The sequence below is a fragment of the Roseateles sp. genome (genome assembly GCF_039929605.1).
GTDB lineage: Bacteria > Pseudomonadota > Gammaproteobacteria > Burkholderiales > Burkholderiaceae_C > Pelomonas.
In genome coordinates, this window is sequence record NZ_JBDSQX010000081.1 from 20,320 (window position 1) to 36,785 (window position 16,466).

General features: G+C 67.8%; 16 protein-coding genes. 3 read left to right on the forward strand and 13 right to left on the reverse strand.

Annotated elements, in window-relative coordinates:
* Window positions 1-48: 48 nt before the first annotated feature.
* Entirely contained in the window at window positions 49-471 is a 423-nt protein-coding gene (locus ABIS05_RS11230; RefSeq protein ID WP_348014402.1) for a Cd(II)/Pb(II)-responsive transcriptional regulator, read from the forward strand.
* A 3-nt stretch (window positions 472-474) separates the two neighbouring features.
* On the opposite strand, the gene pyk is transcribed toward ABIS05_RS11230, so the two are convergent.
* The 13 genes from pyk to def all read right to left on the reverse strand — a co-directional run bounded on the left by pyk (window position 475) and on the right by def (window position 13,931).
* Entirely contained in the window at window positions 475-1,905 is a 1,431-nt protein-coding gene (gene pyk / locus ABIS05_RS11235) for a pyruvate kinase (RefSeq protein ID WP_348014403.1), read from the reverse strand.
* Between the two features lie 86 nt (window positions 1,906-1,991).
* The gene (locus tag ABIS05_RS11240; protein ID WP_348014404.1) at window positions 1,992-2,471 is read right to left on the reverse strand and encodes a GNAT family N-acetyltransferase; all 480 of its coding nucleotides are present in this window, start codon (window positions 2,469-2,471) and stop codon (window positions 1,992-1,994) included.
* Window positions 2,472-2,575: 104 nt separating this feature from the next.
* A complete protein-coding gene (locus tag ABIS05_RS11245) occupies window positions 2,576-3,730 on the reverse strand; it encodes a Fic family protein (protein WP_348014405.1) in 1,155 nt (384 codons plus the stop codon).
* 150 nt (window positions 3,731-3,880) lie between these two features.
* Window positions 3,881-6,211: an NADP-dependent malic enzyme gene (locus ABIS05_RS11250; RefSeq protein WP_348014406.1), complete on the reverse strand. Its 2,331-nt coding sequence runs from the start codon at window positions 6,209-6,211 to the stop codon at window positions 3,881-3,883.
* 93 nt (window positions 6,212-6,304) lie between these two features.
* The gene (locus ABIS05_RS11255) at window positions 6,305-7,450 is read right to left on the reverse strand and encodes a Fic family protein (RefSeq protein ID WP_348014407.1); all 1,146 of its coding nucleotides are present in this window, start codon (window positions 7,448-7,450) and stop codon (window positions 6,305-6,307) included.
* 91 nt (window positions 7,451-7,541) lie between these two features.
* On the reverse strand, window positions 7,542-8,735 hold the full coding sequence (locus ABIS05_RS11260) for a phosphoglycerate kinase (RefSeq protein WP_348014408.1): 1,194 nt from the start codon (window positions 8,733-8,735) through the stop codon (window positions 7,542-7,544).
* A 58-nt stretch (window positions 8,736-8,793) separates the two neighbouring features.
* A complete protein-coding gene (locus ABIS05_RS11265; protein ID WP_348014409.1) occupies window positions 8,794-9,123 on the reverse strand; it encodes an AzlD domain-containing protein in 330 nt (109 codons plus the stop codon).
* Window positions 9,120-9,836, reverse strand: coding sequence for an AzlC family ABC transporter permease (locus ABIS05_RS11270; RefSeq protein ID WP_348014410.1), 717 nt, complete (start codon window positions 9,834-9,836; stop codon window positions 9,120-9,122). Before ABIS05_RS11270 ends, ABIS05_RS11265 begins: the two co-directional genes overlap by 4 nt.
* Window positions 9,837-10,003: 167 nt before the next feature.
* Entirely contained in the window at window positions 10,004-10,756 is a 753-nt protein-coding gene (locus ABIS05_RS11275) for a head GIN domain-containing protein (protein ID WP_348014411.1), read from the reverse strand.
* Window positions 10,757-10,871: 115 nt separating this feature from the next.
* Window positions 10,872-11,273 (reverse strand): hypothetical protein, encoded by a 402-nt coding sequence (locus ABIS05_RS11280; protein WP_348014412.1) that lies wholly within the window; start codon window positions 11,271-11,273, stop codon window positions 10,872-10,874.
* Window positions 11,274-11,309: 36 nt separating this feature from the next.
* Window positions 11,310-12,155 carry a zinc metalloprotease HtpX gene (gene htpX, locus ABIS05_RS11285; RefSeq protein WP_348014413.1) on the reverse strand — a complete coding sequence of 282 codons (846 nt, stop codon included), beginning with the start codon at window positions 12,153-12,155 and terminating at the stop codon, window positions 11,310-11,312.
* Window positions 12,156-12,448: 293 nt separating this feature from the next.
* The gene (gene fmt, locus ABIS05_RS11290) at window positions 12,449-13,381 is read right to left on the reverse strand and encodes a methionyl-tRNA formyltransferase (RefSeq protein WP_348014414.1); all 933 of its coding nucleotides are present in this window, start codon (window positions 13,379-13,381) and stop codon (window positions 12,449-12,451) included.
* Between the two features lie 13 nt (window positions 13,382-13,394).
* Window positions 13,395-13,931, reverse strand: a complete 537-nt coding sequence (gene def, locus ABIS05_RS11295; RefSeq protein ID WP_348014415.1) for a peptide deformylase — start codon at window positions 13,929-13,931, stop codon at window positions 13,395-13,397.
* 116 nt (window positions 13,932-14,047) lie between these two features.
* Between def and ABIS05_RS11300 the strand changes: the two genes are divergently transcribed.
* Both ABIS05_RS11300 and dprA read left to right on the forward strand, forming a co-directional pair.
* A complete protein-coding gene (locus ABIS05_RS11300; protein ID WP_407074915.1) occupies window positions 14,048-15,208 on the forward strand; it encodes a LysM peptidoglycan-binding domain-containing protein in 1,161 nt (386 codons plus the stop codon).
* Between the two features lie 128 nt (window positions 15,209-15,336).
* Window positions 15,337-16,431 carry a DNA-processing protein DprA gene (gene dprA, locus ABIS05_RS11305; protein ID WP_348014417.1) on the forward strand — a complete coding sequence of 365 codons (1,095 nt, stop codon included), beginning with the start codon at window positions 15,337-15,339 and terminating at the stop codon, window positions 16,429-16,431.
* The last annotated feature ends 35 nt before the right edge of the window (window positions 16,432-16,466 follow it).

Genomic DNA, 16,466 nt, shown 5'->3' on the forward strand with positions numbered 1-16,466 from the left:
CTATTGCAAACCCTGGAGCCACACCAGAGTCAACCGCAAAATGCAAGCATGCGCATCGGTGAACTTGCCCGCCTGACCGCCACGCCGGTCGACACCATCCGCCACTACGAGCGCGAAGGCCTGTTGCTGCCGCCGCCGCGCACGGATGCCGGCTACCGCGTCTACGGCCCGGCCGATGCCGAGCGCCTGCACTTCATCCGCCGCTGCCGCTCGCTGGACATGAACCTCGCCGAGGTGCGCGCGTTGCTGGCGCTGCAGGGCGGCGGGCATGGTGGCGAGGCCCACGCGCTGCTGGACGCGCACATTGGCCACGTCAGCGCGCGCATCGCGGCGCTGCAGGAGTTGGAGAAGGAGTTGCTGGCGTTGCGATCACGCTGCCAGGGCAACGAGCCGGCGTGCGCCATCCTCGAAGGCTTGGCCGAGCCAGGCGCTGAACTACCGCCGAAAAGCCACGTCGGGCACAGCCACTGAGGCTCAACCCACCCGACACACCTTCAGCATGTTCGTGCCGCCCGGGTAGCCCATCGGCTCGCCGCAGGTGATGGCATAGGTGTCGCCGGGGCGCAGAACGCCGCGCTCGACGAGGATCTTCTCGGCCGCAGCCAGCGCCTGGTCACGGTCTTCGAACTGCGGCATCAGCAGCGGCGTGACGTTGCGGTACAGGGCCATGCGGCGCTGGCTGATGACCTGGCTCGTCAGGCCGAAGATGGGCACGTTGATGCGGTGGCGGCTCATCCACAGCGCGGTGGAGCCGGACTCGGTCAGCGCCAGGATGGCCTTGCAGCCGAGGTGGTGCGCCGTGAACAGCGCGCCCATGGCGATGGACTGGTCGATGCGGCCGAACTGGCGGCCGGCGAAGTCGGTGTCCAGCGTCACCTCTTCGGCGCGCTCGGCCTCCAGTGCGATGTTGGCCATCTGCTCGACGGTCTCGATCGGGTATTTGCCGGCGGCCGTCTCGGCGGACAGCATGACCGCGTCGGTGCCGTCCAGCACGGCGTTGGCCACGTCGCTGACTTCGGCGCGCGTGGGCACCGGGTTGACGATCATGGACTCCATCATCTGCGTGGCCGTGATGGACACCTTGTCCAGCGCACGCGCCATCTTGATCATGCGTTTCTGCAGCGCCGGCACGGCCGCGTTGCCCACCTCAACGGCCAAGTCGCCACGCGCGACCATGATGCCGTCGCTGGCCTTGAGGATGGCTTCGAGGTGGGGAATGGCCTCGTAGCGCTCGATCTTGGCGATCATGGCCGGCTTGTGGCGATAGGGCTCACCGGCCACGTTGGCCAGTTGGCGCGCCATCTCCATGTCGGTGGCGTTCTTGGGGAAGCTCACGGCCAGGTACTCGCACTGGAAGGACATCGCGGTCTTGATGTCCTCCATGTCCTTGCCCGTCAGCGCGGGCGCCGTGAGGCCGCCGCCCTGCTTGTTGATGCCCTTGTTGTTGGACAGCTCGCCGCCCAGCTTGACGACGGTGTGCACCTGCGCGCCACGCACGGCCTCGACGATCAGCACCAGCAGGCCGTCGTTCAACAGCAGCGTGTCGCCGGGCTTCACGTCGCGCGGCAGCTCCTTGTAGTCGAGGCTGGCGATGTCCTGGTTGCCCAGCTCGGTGCGGTCGGCGTCGAGGATGAACTTGTTGCCGGGGATCAGCTCGATCTTGCCGCCATCGAACTTGCCGACGCGGATCTTGGGGCCCTGCAGGTCGGCCATGATGGCCACCGACTTGCCGACACGCTCGGCGGCGGCGCGGACCATGGTGGCGCGATCGATGTGATCCTGGGCCTTGCCGTGAGAGAAGTTCAGCCGCACCACGTCGACACCGGCCCGGATCATCTTCTCCAGGATCTCCGGCGTGTTGGAAGCAGGGCCGAGGGTGGCGACGATCTTGGTAGCGCGGGTCATGGCTTGTCTCAACTTGTCTTTGGGGGCGCGGAATTATGGTCCGCTGAAGCCCTCAGAAGTTTCGCCGCATTTCAGTGCACGGCGAGCTACAGCCGCTTCTCGAAGAAAACACTCAGCGGGTCGAGGGCGTAGCCACCGAAGGACCGGCACTCGACGTAGCCGAGGCGCCTGTACAGGCCCAGGGCCTCGGGCTGGTGGATGCCGGTTTCCAGCCTCGCGAGGTGAACGCCTCGCGCCATCAGCTCGGCTTCGAGCCGGCTCATGAGCTGCTTGGCGGCGCCCCGGCCGCGCGCGCTGTCGAGCACGAAAACGCGCTTGATCTCCCCGTAGGCCAGCTCGCCGTCGGACGCGTGGTGCTTGACGCCGCCGCAGCCCACGAGCGTCTCGCCCAGCCACAGCCCCCAGAACGCGCCGTTAGGCGGACGCAGGCCGTCGGCGGGCTCGAAGTGGTTGCTCTCGCTCGGGTAGAGGGCGTTCATCAAGGCCTCGGATTGAGCGATCAAGGCCTGGGCCTCGGTGCTGCTGGGGTCGAGTGGCGCGAGACGCAAGGGTCGCTGAGCGGACATCGGGTGGGATCAGGTTACGGGCCGGGCACCGGCGTCAAGGTTGACATCGGGATTTCTCCGCTCCTGCGCCGCTGATCCACCTGATGTCACTCAACACGGACGGCCTAAGCCGCCAATGCGGGCGACACGAAGCCCCGGTCCGTCAACGCACGCAAGACGCCGCGCAGCAGCAAGCTGTTGCTGAAGCCCAGCGTGTATTGCCGCGCGTCGGCCTGAACGGGCCGAAGCATGCCGGCATTGACAAGCTTGCGGATCTGGTAAGTGCGCTGCGGGCCGTTCATGCCGGGCAGCGCGTGGGCTAGATCGGCGGATTTCACGATGCGGCCCTTGACGGCGATCTTCAACACGGCCTCTTCAACCGCCGTGATGAGTTGGCGGTCGCGCGCATGCGCCAGCGCGGGCAGCAGGATCTCGGCAGTCAGGTTGCCGTAGTCCGCCAGGCGGTCAAGCTTGCCGAGTTCGTCTCGGATGCCGGTGAGCACATAGGTACACCAGGCCTCCAGCGCCTCGTCGCTCCCGCTGTCGGCGTGCGACAGCATCGCGTAGTAGCGCTCTCGGTCCGCGCAGAACACAGCCGCCGGGTTCAGCAGCCGCCCGTCCTCTCCGCTGACGCGAAAACCGTACTTGATGAGCAGCGCATAGGTGAAAAGCCGCACCACACGGCCATTGCCGTTGCCAAACGGGTGCACCCAGGCGAAGCGGTGGTGGGCCAGCGCCACCTTCATCAGGTCGTACTTGGGCGGGTCGTCGCGGTTCACGAACGCGACGAGTTCCTGCATGTAGGCCGGCACCTGAGGTGCGTCGGGCGGCAGGTGCTCGGCTTGCGCGATGCGAACGGGCGTGGTGCGGTAGGCGCCGGGCGTCTTATCACCTTCGCGCACCAGGCCTTGCACGGCCATGGCATGCAGGCCGCGCAGCAGGTGCTCGCCGAGGGGCGCGCCAGGCGAGACACCGCCTTCCACGGCGTCCATCGCCTGCTCGATGTTGGCGATCTCCTGGAAGGCATCGGCCGACCCTTCGGCCGCGTTGACCTTGGCCTCGACGTAGTCCGCCAACGTCGTGTGGTTGCCCTCGATGCGCGCCGACGCCAAGCTCTCCAGCAGATGAAAAACCTGCTTGAGCTGGGAGAACACCGGCGCCGGTGTGCTGGGCTTCATTTCCAACCGACGCAGATGCTCCAGGTCGGTCAACACGTCCAGCAGCGGTGACGAAAAACTGGGGTTAAGCAACCGCAGGTCGTGCGGAATAAATTGAGGCATGGCGCGCCCGGATGTTGAATCCAAGGCGGAACTATCTCAAAGGCTCGGTGGAAATTCCATGCGTGACAATGATTTATTTGTAATACAAAAAAATACAAGTCAACGCAGCTTCACTCGGATGTTCAATCAACCGAACTATCAAGTGAACCATCAACCAGAGCGTGCGCCCTTCGCCTCCAACACATCGGCCACCGCCACCGCCGTCATGTTGACGATGCGGCGCACCGTGGCCGACGGCGTCAGGATGTGCACGGGGGCGGCGGCGCCGAGAAGGATGGGGCCGATCGTCACGCCCTGGCTGGCGCTGATCTTCAGCACGTTGAAGAGGATGTTGGCGGCGTCCAGCGTCGGCAGCACGAGCAGGTTCGCGGCGCCGGTGAGCTTGCTGTCGGGCAGGAAGGCCTGGCGCACGCTCTCGGACAAAGCCGCGTCGCCATGCATCTCGCCGTCGCATTCCACCTCGGGGTGCTGGGCGGCGAACAGTTCGTAGGCGCGGCGCATCTTCACGGCCGAGGGGCGCGTGCTGGAGCCGAACATCGAGTGGCTGACGAAGGCCAGCTTGGGCGGCAGGCCGAAGCGGCGCAATTCGTCGGCGGCCATGGCGGCGATGTCGGCCAGTTCCTCGGCGGTGGGGTCGTCGTTGACGAAGGTGTCAGTGATGAACAGCGTCATCTTGTCCAGCACCAGCGCGTTCATCGCGGCGAACTGGCGCACGCCGGGGCGCAGGCCGACGAGGTCGCGCACCTGCTCCAGGTGGCGGTCGAAGCGGCCGACAATGCCGCAGATCATCGCGTCCGCGTCGCCCAGCTCGATGGCCAGCGCGCCGATGGCCGTGTTGGAGCGGCGCACGGCCGACTTGGCCATCTCGGGCGTCACGCCCTCGCGTTTCATGCGGGCGTGGTACGCCTCCCAGTAGAGGCGAAAGCGCGGGTCTTCCTCGGGGTCGATGACGGCCACGTCGGCACCGAGCTTGAGGCGCAGGCCGGCGCGCTGGATGCGCGCTTCGAGCACGGCCGGGCGGCCGATCAGCGTCGGCTTGGCGATGCCTTCGTCCAGCGCCACTTGCACGGCGCGCAGCACGCGCTCGTCCTCGCCCTCGGCGTAGATGACACGCGCCGGCGCGGCCTTGGCGGCAGCGAAGACCGGGCGCATGAACATGCCGGTCTGGTAGACGAAGCGCTCCAGCGACTGGCGGTAGGTGTCGAGGTCGGCGATGGGGCGAGTGGCGACGCCGTCAAGCGCTGCAGCCGCCGCCACGGCGGGCGCGATGCGCAGGATCAGGCGCGCGTCGAAGGGCTTGGGGATCAGGTACTCCGGCCCGAACGCCAGCTCCTGGCCAGCGTAGGCGGTAGCCACTTCGTCACTCGTCTCCGCTTTCGCTAACGCCGCGATCTCACGCACGCAGGCCAGCTTCATGCCCTCGGTGATCTTGCTGGCGCCGCAATCCAGCGCGCCGCGGAATATGTAGGGGAAGCACAGGACGTTGTTGACCTGGTTCGGGTAGTCGCTGCGGCCGGTGGCCATGATGCAGTCCGGCCGCACGGCCTTGGCCAGCTCGGGGCGGATCTCCGGCTCGGGGTTGGCCAGCGCCAGGATGATGGGCTGCGTGCCCATGGTCTTGACCATCTCCGCCGTCAGCACGCCGGCCGCCGAGCAGCCGAGGAAGACGTCGGCGCCATCGACCACGTCGGCCAGCGTGCGCGCAGTCGTGATCTGGCAGTAGCGCTGCTTGGACTCATCGAGCTTGCCGGCCTTCGCGTCCTCTCTCTCTGATTGGATGACGCCGCGCGAATCGCAGACGAACACGTTCTCGCGCTTCACGCCCAGGCCCACCATCACGTCCAGGCAGGCAATGGCCGCAGCCCCCGCGCCCGATACCGCCACCTTGACCTTGGCGATGTCTTTGCCCACGAGCTCCAACCCGTTCAGCAGTGCGGCCGACGAAATGATGGCCGTGCCGTGCTGGTCGTCGTGGAACACCGGGATGTTCATGCGCTTGGACAGCTCGCGCTCGATGTAGAAGCACTCGGGCGCCTTGATGTCCTCAAGGTTGATGCCGCCCAGCGTCGGCTCCATCGCGGCAATGATGTCGATCAGCTTGTCCGGGTCGCGCTCGGCCAGTTCGATGTCGAAGACGTCGATGCCGGCGAACTTCTTGAACAGGCATCCCTTGCCTTCCATCACCGGCTTGGCGGCCAGCGGGCCGATGTCGCCCAGGCCCAGCACGGCCGTGCCGTTGGTGATGACGCCGACGAGGTTGCCGCGCGAGGTGTATTCGGCCGCCAGCGACGGGTCACGCTCGATGTCCAGGCACGGGTAGGCCACGCCCGGCGAGTAGGCCAGCGACAGGTCGCGCTGGTTGGAGAGCGCCTTGGTCGGCGTGACCGAGATCTTGCCGCGTGTGGGGGTGCGGTGGTAGTCGAGGGCGGCGTCGCGCAAGGCGGCTTCGGCGGGCGACAAGGGAGCGTTGTTCTTTTCCATGGCAGCGGGTCTCGCGGAGGGGAACCCGCAAGGTTACGCCGCAGTGACCTGCCCTCCGATGCGCGATGGGCAAGCGGTCATGCAAAGAAGGACTCAGCCCAGGTAGAGCGCCGCCACCTTGTGCGTCGGGCGCCGCCCGGTGTTGATGAAGTCGACGAGGGCCTGCGCGGTCGCAGCGACGTCCAGGCCTCGGGCACGCACGCTGGCCGGCAGATCGCTGCTGCGCATGATCGAGCGCACATAGCCATGGATGAAGGTCTGCTCGATGACATGCAGACTGCCCAGTTCATAGAAGGCTGCCATGCCGCGGATGTAGTCCGCCTTGTCCACGTCGGCAAACGACAGCGGCAGTAACCCGCCACTCAGCAGCGGCGCGTTCGCCGCCAGCCGTGACGCGCGCTTGTTGCCGTTGGCGTAGGCCTGCAGGTAGGGAATGCGCGTCATCAGGTAGAGCGCGGCCTGGACCGGATGCAGTTGCTGGGCCAGGCCGACGATCTGCACGAGCGCGTCGGCGACGAAACCCGTGCCCGGCCGGAACGGCGGCAGGTAGGCCGAGTTGGCCAGATGGACATCTTCGAATTCGCGTGCCCGGCCGCGTTGCGATTCGGGCAGGAAATGATCGGAGCCTTCCGCCTCCACTTGGCCATGGTCGTCAGTCAACAAGGCGTGCATGGCGTGGACCTGCTCGACGCTCAACGCACGGTCCCGCCAGAGGTATTCCGCAGCGCGCTTGTGGTTGAGCACGAGCAGCGCGTCGGCCGTCGGCTTGGCCGCATTGCGCTGGCCGTACTGGATCAGCGCGGCGGTGTCGAGGGCCGAATACGTGCTGCCCTCCAGCAGCGAGGACGCCCAGGACAGGTCGATGAGAAAGCTCGCCAGGAAACGTGCGTCGATGGGCTGGGCGAGCGCCTGGATCTGCGTGCAGCGGCGGGCCTTGTCCAGCACCAGGCCAGGCTCCGCGCCGAGCAGTTCGGGGCGGAAGCGCGCCAGCGGGCGCTCGGGAGTGGCCGTCGCGAAATACGCGTCGATGTCCCTGCGGCCGAACGGCTCCGCCGACAAATAGCGCCGCGCCCGGCCCGCGCCATCACTGCGGATCACGCCTGTTTTCAGCAGTTCCGCCAGACGGCGATTGAGCGTCGAGCGGCTAATGCCGGGCAGTTGCCGGGCCAGTGCGTCTGGCGTCACGCCAACCGCACCTGCCGCAGCGATCAGCGGCGCAAGCTCAACTGCGGCGCTCATTTGACAAGATGCGTGGACTCATAAGTCGTTGAATACTAATGAGTTCCATCTTTCTTGTCAGGGTTCATGTTCAGCAGGATTTGCTTGTCAATCAGCCAGCCGCCCGCTGGCTCAGGATCTCGAACGCCGGCAGCGTCTTGCCTTCCAGCACCTCCAGGAAGGCGCCGCCGCCGGTGGAGATGTAGCCGACGTCCTTTTCGATGCCGTACTTGGCGATGGCCGCCAGCGTGTCGCCGCCACCGGCGATGCTGAAGGCGACGCTCTCGGCAATCGCGCGGGCAATGGCTTCGGTGCCGTGGGCGAAGGCCGGGAATTCGAAAACGCCCACCGGGCCGTTCCAGACGATGGTGCCGGCGGCCTTGAGCTGCTCGGCCAGCTTGGCTGCCGTCTTGGGGCCGATGTCGAGGATGAGGTCGTCGTCTTCCACGTCCGTGGCCGCCTTGACCGCCGCCGTAGCGCCGGCGGAAAAGGTCTTGGCGGTCACGACGTCTTCAGGGATGGGCACGGCGGCGCCGCGCGCGGCCATGGCGTCGATGACGGACTTGGCCTGGTCGACGAGGTCCGGCTCGGCCAGCGATTTGCCGATCTTCAGGCCCGCTGCCAGCATGAAGGTATTGGCAATGCCGCCGCCAACGATGAGGCCGTCGACCTTGCTGGCGAGGCTCTGCAGGATAGTCAGCTTGGTCGAGACCTTGGAGCCGGCGACGATGGCGACCAGCGGCCGGCGCGGGTTGGCCAGCGCCTTGGTGATGGCGTCGATCTCGGCCGCCAGCAGCGGGCCGGCGCAGGCGATCTTGGCGTACTTGGCAATGCCGTAGGTCGTGGCCTCGGCGCGGTGGGCGGTGCCGAAGGCGTCGTGCACGAAGATGTCGCACAGCGCCGCGAGCTTCTTGGACAGCTCGTCGTTGCACTTCTTCTCGCCCTTGTTGAGGCGGCAGTTTTCCAGCAGCACCAGTTCACCCGGCGCGACAGCGACGCCGTCGACCCAGTCGGCCCTCAGCGGCACCGGCCGGCCCAGCAGCTCCGCCATGCGCGCGGCCACGGGCGCCAGCGAATCGGCGGGCTTGAACTCGCCCTCGGTCGGGCGGCCGAGGTGGGACGTGACCATGACGGCGGCACCGGCGTCCAGCGCCATCTTGATGGCCGGCAGCGAGGCGCGGATGCGCGTGTCCTCGGTGATGTTGCCGGCTTCGTCCTGCGGCACGTTGAGGTCGGCGCGGATGAACACGCGTTGGCCAGAGACCTTGCCGGCGGCGATCAGGTCGGAGAAGCGGATGACGTTCATGATGGGCGAGGCCGTTGAGAAACTGCCGCGATTCTCGCCGCCCCAGGTTCCGGCGCGGTTACCAGCCGAGGCCTAGCTTCAAAGGCAGCATGACCGCCATGCCGACGAGGATGGTGCCGAGGATGTCCTTGCGCCAGAAGAAGTAGAGCGTCGCGGCCACGGCGGCTGGCCAGCGCGCGTCCTGCCAGGTCGTGATGACCTGGCCCTGCGTCATGAAAATTTCCGGTGCGACGACGGCGACGAGCGCGGCCAGCGGCGCGACCTTGAGCAGCTCGCGCAGCCAGTCGGGAATGGGCAGCGGCCTGTCGCTGATCATGAAGAAGCTACGCGTCAGCACGGAAATGCCGGCCAGGCCAAACAGCGCGGCCCAGGTGAGCGCGTCACTCATGCCCTGGCCCTTCGCGCGTCCAGCCACCAGCCCACCGCGCCGGCCGCAAAGATGGCGCAGAGGATGTTGAGCTTGAGCGGCAATGCGTAAGTCGCAATCGACACAGCACCGGCCGTCACGGCCACCCACCACAGCATCCTTTCGGTCAGCAGCGCGTACGACAGCCCCAACAGCGCCAGCACGCCGGCAAAGCCGATGCCCCAATGCGTCGGGATGCGGTCGGCCAGCAGGATGCCGGTGAAGGAGCAGACCTGCCAGGTGGGCCAATTGACCGCCACGCCGCCCCAGAAGTAGCGCTGCTGGCCCGGCTGCGGCGTCGCGTCGGGGTAGCGCTTCACGAAGTAGACGAAGTTCAGGTCAGCCGCCACGTAGCCGCTGAGCAGCCGGCGCCAGCGCGGCAGGTGCGCCCAGTAATTGCGCCACTGCGCGCTGAAGATGACGAAGCGCAGGTTCACGCAGAAGGCCGTCGCCAACAGCACCCACAGCGGCGCGCCGGAGGCGATCAGCGGCAGGGCCGTTAGCTGCGCGCTGCCGGCGAACACCAGCAGCGACATGCCACAAGCGAGCGGGATGCTGAGGCCGCTCTTGACCATCGTCACGCCGGTCACCAGGCCCCAGGCAGCCAGGCCCAGCGAGGGCGAGGCCATGTCGCGCGCGCCGCTGCGGAAATCAGGGTCGGCCGCGAGCGCGCGCAGCCTTGAACTCAAACTCATGCCGTCATTCTCGACGGCAGGGGCCTGCTCACCCGATAGCAATGGGCCGCGTTGTGATCAGGGAGGTTGCAGGCAAGGCGCAAACCGAAGCCGGGTTGGGTACCCGGCGAGGATTTGCAACGCTGCATGCGGCCTCCCTGATCACAACACTGCGGGAAGGCCCTCGCTCACTTCTCGATGCGACGGACTTTGCCGCTGCCGGCGATGGAGCTGGTGATCTCCGGCGAGCCGGCGTATTTCACGTCACCCGAGCCGGCAATGGAGACATGGAGCTTGCGACTGGCATTGACCTGCGCGTCGCCGCTGCCGGCGATGCTGACCTTGACCTCCTCGGCAACCAGCTCACCCGCCTTCACATCACCGCTGCCGGCGATGGAGACGGTGGCATTGCCGCAGCGGCCGGCCGCAACGATGTCGCCGCTGCCGCTGACCTTCATGGCCAGGCGCTCGGCGTCCAGGTTGGCGAAGCGGATATCGCCCGAGCCGGCGATGCTGGCGTCGACGCTGCCGGTCTTCATGGCCTCGACCTTGACCGTGCCCGAGCCGGCCACCGCGACCGCGCGCAGCGCCGGCATCTCGATGACGAAGCTGGGGTTGCTGGACGTGGACAGGTTGGTGTTCTTCTTGGGCCCGATCTCCAGCGTGCGCCCCTTGCCGCCGTCGACAACACGGGTCTCGATGTAGGGCAGCAGATTGCGGTCGGCCTTGATCTCGACCTTGTTGCCCGTGCCCTGGCGGATGACGACATTGAAGCCGCCCGTCAGCGCGACACCGTCGAAGGCGCCGATATCGCGCGCCTCGGTCGCGATGTCGCCGTTGCCGGAGACGCGCTCGCCCTTGTTCCAGCTCCAGGCCTGGGCGGAGCCGCACAGGCTGGCGGCGACGAGACCCAGGGCAAATAGACGGCGAGAGGTGTTCATGGCGGGCTCCATCGAGGTTGCGATGGACGGCATGTTGCCGAGCCGACCGGCGCTGGCCGAGCGCCGCGCGACGGCCCGCAGGATCGAAGGCGCGAAATGCAGCTGGGCGTGCTGGTCAGTGCACCTTCGCCTTCTCGGTGGCCTTCTCGGTAGGTTTCTCGGCGGGCGTCTCGGTGGACTTCTCTGCCGGCTTCATCTCGACCTCTTCGGCCGCTGCCGCCTTGACGCTGCCGGGGCGGGGCACGACGGGCACCACGCCTTCGAGCTTGTTCTCGCGCATGTACTCGTCCATCTCCCGCCAGCCGGCGTAGATGGCCGCCTTCTGCGCCTTGGGGTTGAGCACGTAGCAGTCCTCGATGGCGCGCATGGCATGCCGGCAGGCGCTGCCGATGGCCTTGGCGTCGGCCTCCTTGGCGGCGGCCGTCTTGACCGGGTCGTCAATGCCAAGCTGCTCGCAGGCCGACAGGGCTGTGAGCAGGGGCAGAGCAAGGGCAACGGCAAGGAAAGGTCGCTTCATTGGCTCAGATATCGGCTGCTGCGCCGGCGACTTGAATCAGCGTTTGGCCATCGCGAGCAAGCGCGCCACGCGCTCCTCGGTCGCCGGGTGGGTGGAGAACAGCCCACGCAGGCCGCCGCCGGACAGCGGATTCATGATCATCATCTGCGCCGTCTCCGGGTGGGCCTCGGCGGTTGGCAGCGGCGTGCCCTGAGCGTAGCGGTGGATCTTTTCGAGCGCCGCGGCCAGCGCTGCGGGGTCGCCGGAGATCTCGGCGCCGCCGCAGTCGGCTTCGAACTCGCGGGCGCGGCTGATGGCCATCTGGATCAGGCTGGCCGCCAGCGGCGCCAGGATGGCGACGGCGATGCCAGCGATGGGGTTGCTCGGCCGGCCGTTCTCGTCGCGGCCGCCGAAGAAGGCGGCGAAGTTCGCGAGCATGGAAATGGCCCCGGCCATCGTCGCGCTGACGGTGCTGATGAGGATGTCGCGATGGGCCACATGGGCCAGCTCATGCGCCATGACGCCGCGCAGCTCACGTTCGGACAGCACGCGCAGGATGCCGGTCGTCGCGGCGACGGCAGCGTTCTCGGGGTTGCGGCCGGTGGCAAAGGCGTTGGGCGCGGCCTCATCGATCAGGTAGACCTTGGGCATCGGCAGGTTGGCGCGCTGGGCCAAGTCCTTCACCATGCCGTAGAACTGGGGCGCCGAGCTCGCGTCCACCTCGCGGGCGCTGTACATCTTCAGCACCAGCTTGTCGGAAAACCAGTAGCTATAGAAGTTCAGGCCGACAGCCACGGCCAACGCGACCAGCATGCCGGTCTGGCCGCCGATCATGGCTCCCACGGCCATGAACAGTGCCGTGATGGCGGCCATCAGGACGGCTGTCTTCACCAGGTTGAACATCTCGGGCGCTTCATGAAGTGGTGGGTGACGCGGCAGATGGTGCCATGCCTAGGGCTTTTCAAGCCGGCATCAATGGGTCGCGAAGGCGGTTTGCCAGGGGCCAATCTAGGCGCAGCGCGACGCCTGCACTCGTGTGCGGGCTAGCGGTGCAACGCCGAGTGGCCCCTGGCAAACCGTCTTCCCGAAGGGTTGTGGCCCAACAGGCCGGGCGCGGCCCGGCTGCGGTTTGCGCCTTGCTCCCAGCCCGTTGGGCCACAACGCGACCCGTTGCTGCCGGCTTGGAAAGCCCTGCTTCAAGCGTCGAACCGTTCGCCAACAGCAATCGGCCGGGCCTGCAGGAAGGCCGCCGCCGGGCCGCGTTTGCCGCCGGCACGCTGCAACTCGGTGAGCTTCAACGCGCCCTCGCCGCAGGCGACGACGGGCCCCGGGGCGATGACCTCGCCCGGCGCTCCCGCGCCCGGCGCCAGCTCCGCACGCCAGATCTTGACGGCCTCGCCGGCCAGCATCGCGACGCCGCCCGGGAAGGGATCGAACGCGCGCAGCCGCCGCTCGATCTCGGCGGCGGGCTGCTTCCAGTCGATGCTGCTCTCGGCCTTCTCGATCTTGTGGGCGTAGGAGATGCCTTCAACCGGCTGCGGCGTGCGCGCCAGGCTGTCGGCCTGAAGGGCCTCGACGAGGAGGCGGCCGCCAAGCTCGGCGAGCCGGTCATGCAGCGTCGCCGTCGTGTCATCGGCGCGGATCGCCTCGCGGCCGATCAGCAGCATGTCACCGGTGTCCAGCCCGGCGTCCATCTGCATGATCGTGATGCCGGTCTCGGCGTCGCCGGCCTCGATGGCCCGGTGGATGGGCGCCGCGCCGCGCCAGCGTGGCAGCAGCGAGGCGTGGATGTTCAGACAGCCCTTGCGCGGCAGGTCCAGCACCCACTGCGGCAGGATGAGACCGTAGGCGGCGACGACCATCACGTCCGCATCTGCTGCGATCAAGGCTTGTTGAGCCGCTGCGGCGTCAACCGCGTACTTGCCGTCCAGCTTCAACCCCTGCGGCTGCGCGACCGCAATGCCGGCCGCCACAGCGCGCTGCTTCACGGCCGACGCCTGCAGCTTCATGCCGCGCCCCGCCGGGCGGTCGGGCTGGGTCAGCACCAGCGGCACGGTGAAGCCGGCGGCCAGCAGCGCATCCAACGCGACGGCGGCGAACTCCGGCGTGCCGGCAAAAACGACTCTCATGACGCGGCGCGCATCAGAACCGCTGGTTGCGCTTCTTGGCCTCGGCCTCGTCCTCGCGCGTCTTCTTGATCATCTTGGTCTTGATGCGGTCGCGCTTGAGCGGGCTCAGGTATTCGACGAACACCTTGCCCTGCAGGTGGTCCATCTCGTGCTGCACGCAGACGGCCAGCAGGCCCTCGGCGTCGAACTCGTAGACCCCGCCGTCGCGGCCGGTGGCACGCACGGTGACCTGCGCATGGCGCGGCACCTTGTCGTAGATCTGCGGCACGGACAGGCAGCCCTCTTCGCCCTCGACCCACGCGTCGCTGACCTTGACCAGCTCAGGGTTGATCAGCACGCGCGGCGCGTCGCGGTCCTGCGAGGTGTCGATGACGATGACGCGCTCGTGCACGTCAACCTGCGTTGCAGCCAGGCCGACGCCGTCGGCGGCGTACATGGTTTCCAGCATGTCGTCGACGAGTTGGCGGACGCGTTCGTCCACCGCCGAAACAGGCTTGGCGATCGTGTGCAGGCGCGGGTCGGGGTAGCGGAGGATGTCGAGTTGGGCCATGGCGCGTTGTAAGCACTCGCAAGCGAGCGCTAGCGGTTGTTGGTTGCACCCGGGGAATGCGGGCAGAATCACGCGGATTTTCGCCGATCTGGCAATCCCTTCGGAGACTGCGTCTGATGCTCCCTGCTCGCCCCGCCCATATTTCCGTCCTTGCGGCCTGCTTGACCCTTGCGACGACCTCGGCATGGGCCCAAGCCAGCACACTGCCCGTCACGCCGCAACAGCGCCGTGTCGCCGAGCAGGTCGCCAGTGCTGGCGTGCCCTTGTCCGAGCTGGCGCCCAACGCGCCCGACAGCCACACCGTCGTGCCGGGCGACACGCTGTGGGACATCTCCGGCCTGTTCCTGAAGAGCCCCTGGCGCTGGCCCGAGCTCTGGGGCATGAACCGTGACCAGATCCGCAACCCCCACCTGATCTACCCCGGCCAGATCCTGCATCTCGTCAAGGTCGACGGCCGCGCACGCTTGCAGTTCGGCCAGCGCGTCGGCGGTGATGCGGGCGATACGGTCAAGCTGAGCCCGCAGATGCGCATCTCTGCGCTCGACAGCAATGCCATCCCGAGCATCTCGCTGAACCTCATCCAGGCCTTCCTGGCCGATACCGTCGTCTTCGACACCGACGTGCTCGCCACCGCGCCGCGCGTGGTGGCCGCCCAGGAAGGCCATGTGCTGCTGGGCAGGGGCGACCTCGCCTACGCCCGCGGCGACTTTGCCGGCGCGACGGACTTCCGCGTCTTCCGCAATTCGCGCCCGCTGGTCGACCCGGCGACCAAGGAAATCCTTGGCTACGAAGCACCCTACATCGGCGCCGCCGACCTGATCCGCCCCGGCGAAGACCGCCCCATCGCCGATGGCAAGACCGAGGTCGTGCCGGCAACGCTGCAGATCCGGGAAGTCAAGCAGGAAGTCGGCATCGGCGACCGCCTGGCACCTGCCCCGCAGCGCAATCTCGACCGCTACGTGCCGCACGCGCCGGAGCGCGAGCTCAGGGGTCAGATCGCATCCCTCTATGGCGATGCGCTCAACGCCGGCCAGAACCAGATCGTGGCGCTGAACCGCGGCAAGCGCGATGGCGTCGAGCGGGGTCATGTGTTCGCGCTCTGGCGCGCCGGGGACGCCGTGCTGGACCGCACCGGCGACAGGCCCCAGGCCATCAAGCTGCCGGACGAACGCCACGGCGTGCTATTCGTCTTCGATGTCTATGAACGCGTGTCCTATGCACTGATCATTTCGGTGAAGGAACCGGTCAAGACAGGCGACGTCTTCACGCAACCCTGAAGACATGAAGCCCCTCGCCCAGGGCGACGGCGATGCTTGCCGGATCTACCGGCAAGTACATCGCCAGCGCGGGCCGGCTCGGGAGCGGCCCGGCACTCGGCCCGGCACTCGGCCCGAAATCGACTGACATGCTCGACGGCGCCGAGCTCGTCGCCTGGCTGCGGCTGACCGAAAGTGTCGGCCCGGCTGCCGCGCGGCGCCTGCTGGCGATGGCAGGCAGCCCGGAGGCGGTGTTCCAGCTGCCCGCCGCCGCCGTCGAGCAAGCCCTGCCGGGCAAGCAGCGTGAAGCCTTCAACAAGCCGCCCGAGCATCTCGACGAGCTGATCGTCAACGCGCAAGCCTGGCTGCAGGAGCCCGGCCACGGCTTGCTCGCGCTGGGCGACGCCCACTACCCGGCCCAACTGCTCGCCACTGCCGACCCGCCGCTACTGCTGTGGCTGCAGGGCCGTCGCGAACTGCTGGCGACGCCGTCGCTGGCCATCGTCGGCAGCCGCAACCCCACCGCCCAGGGCGGCGACAACGCCCGTGCCTTCGCCCGCGCGCTGGCCCGGGCCGGCTACACCATCGTCTCCGGCCTGGCCCTGGGGGTGGACGCTGCCGCCCATGAGGGCGCGCTGGACGCGGGCGGCGCCACCATCGCCGTCGTCGGCACCGGGCTGGACCAGGTCTACCCGCGCCGCAACGCGGGCCTCGCTACCCGGCTGTTGACCGCCGGCGGCCTCATCGTCAGCGAGTACGCGCTGGGCATGCCGGTGCTGCCGGCCAATTTTCCGAGGCGCAACCGCATCATTGCGGGGCTGAGCCGGGGCTGCCTCGTCGTCGAGGCGGCGGTGCAGTCGGGCTCGCTCATCACGGCGCGCCAGGCCCTCGAGATGGGCCGCGAGGTCTTCGCCATCCCCGGCTCCATCCACTCGCCGCAGGCGCGCGGCTGCCATGCGCTGATCCGCCAGGGCGCCAAGCTCGTCGAGTCGGCCTTGGACGTGCTGGAAGAGCTGCAGCCCGTCGGCGCGCCGGCTGCGGCGGCGCCCGAGCTGGCGGAAACGCCCCACGAGCGGCAGGCACTGCTGGACGCCATGGGGTTCGACCCCGTCAGCCTGGACGCGCTGATGGCCCGCAGCGGCTGGCCGGCGGCCGAGCTGAACGGCGCGCTGCTGGAGCTGGAGCTGGACGGCCAAGTGGCGCGCCTGGCGGGCCAGTTGTTCCAGCGCCGACGGCAGGGATAGGAGCGTGGGAGGCAGAGGACATAGCCCTCTGCCTC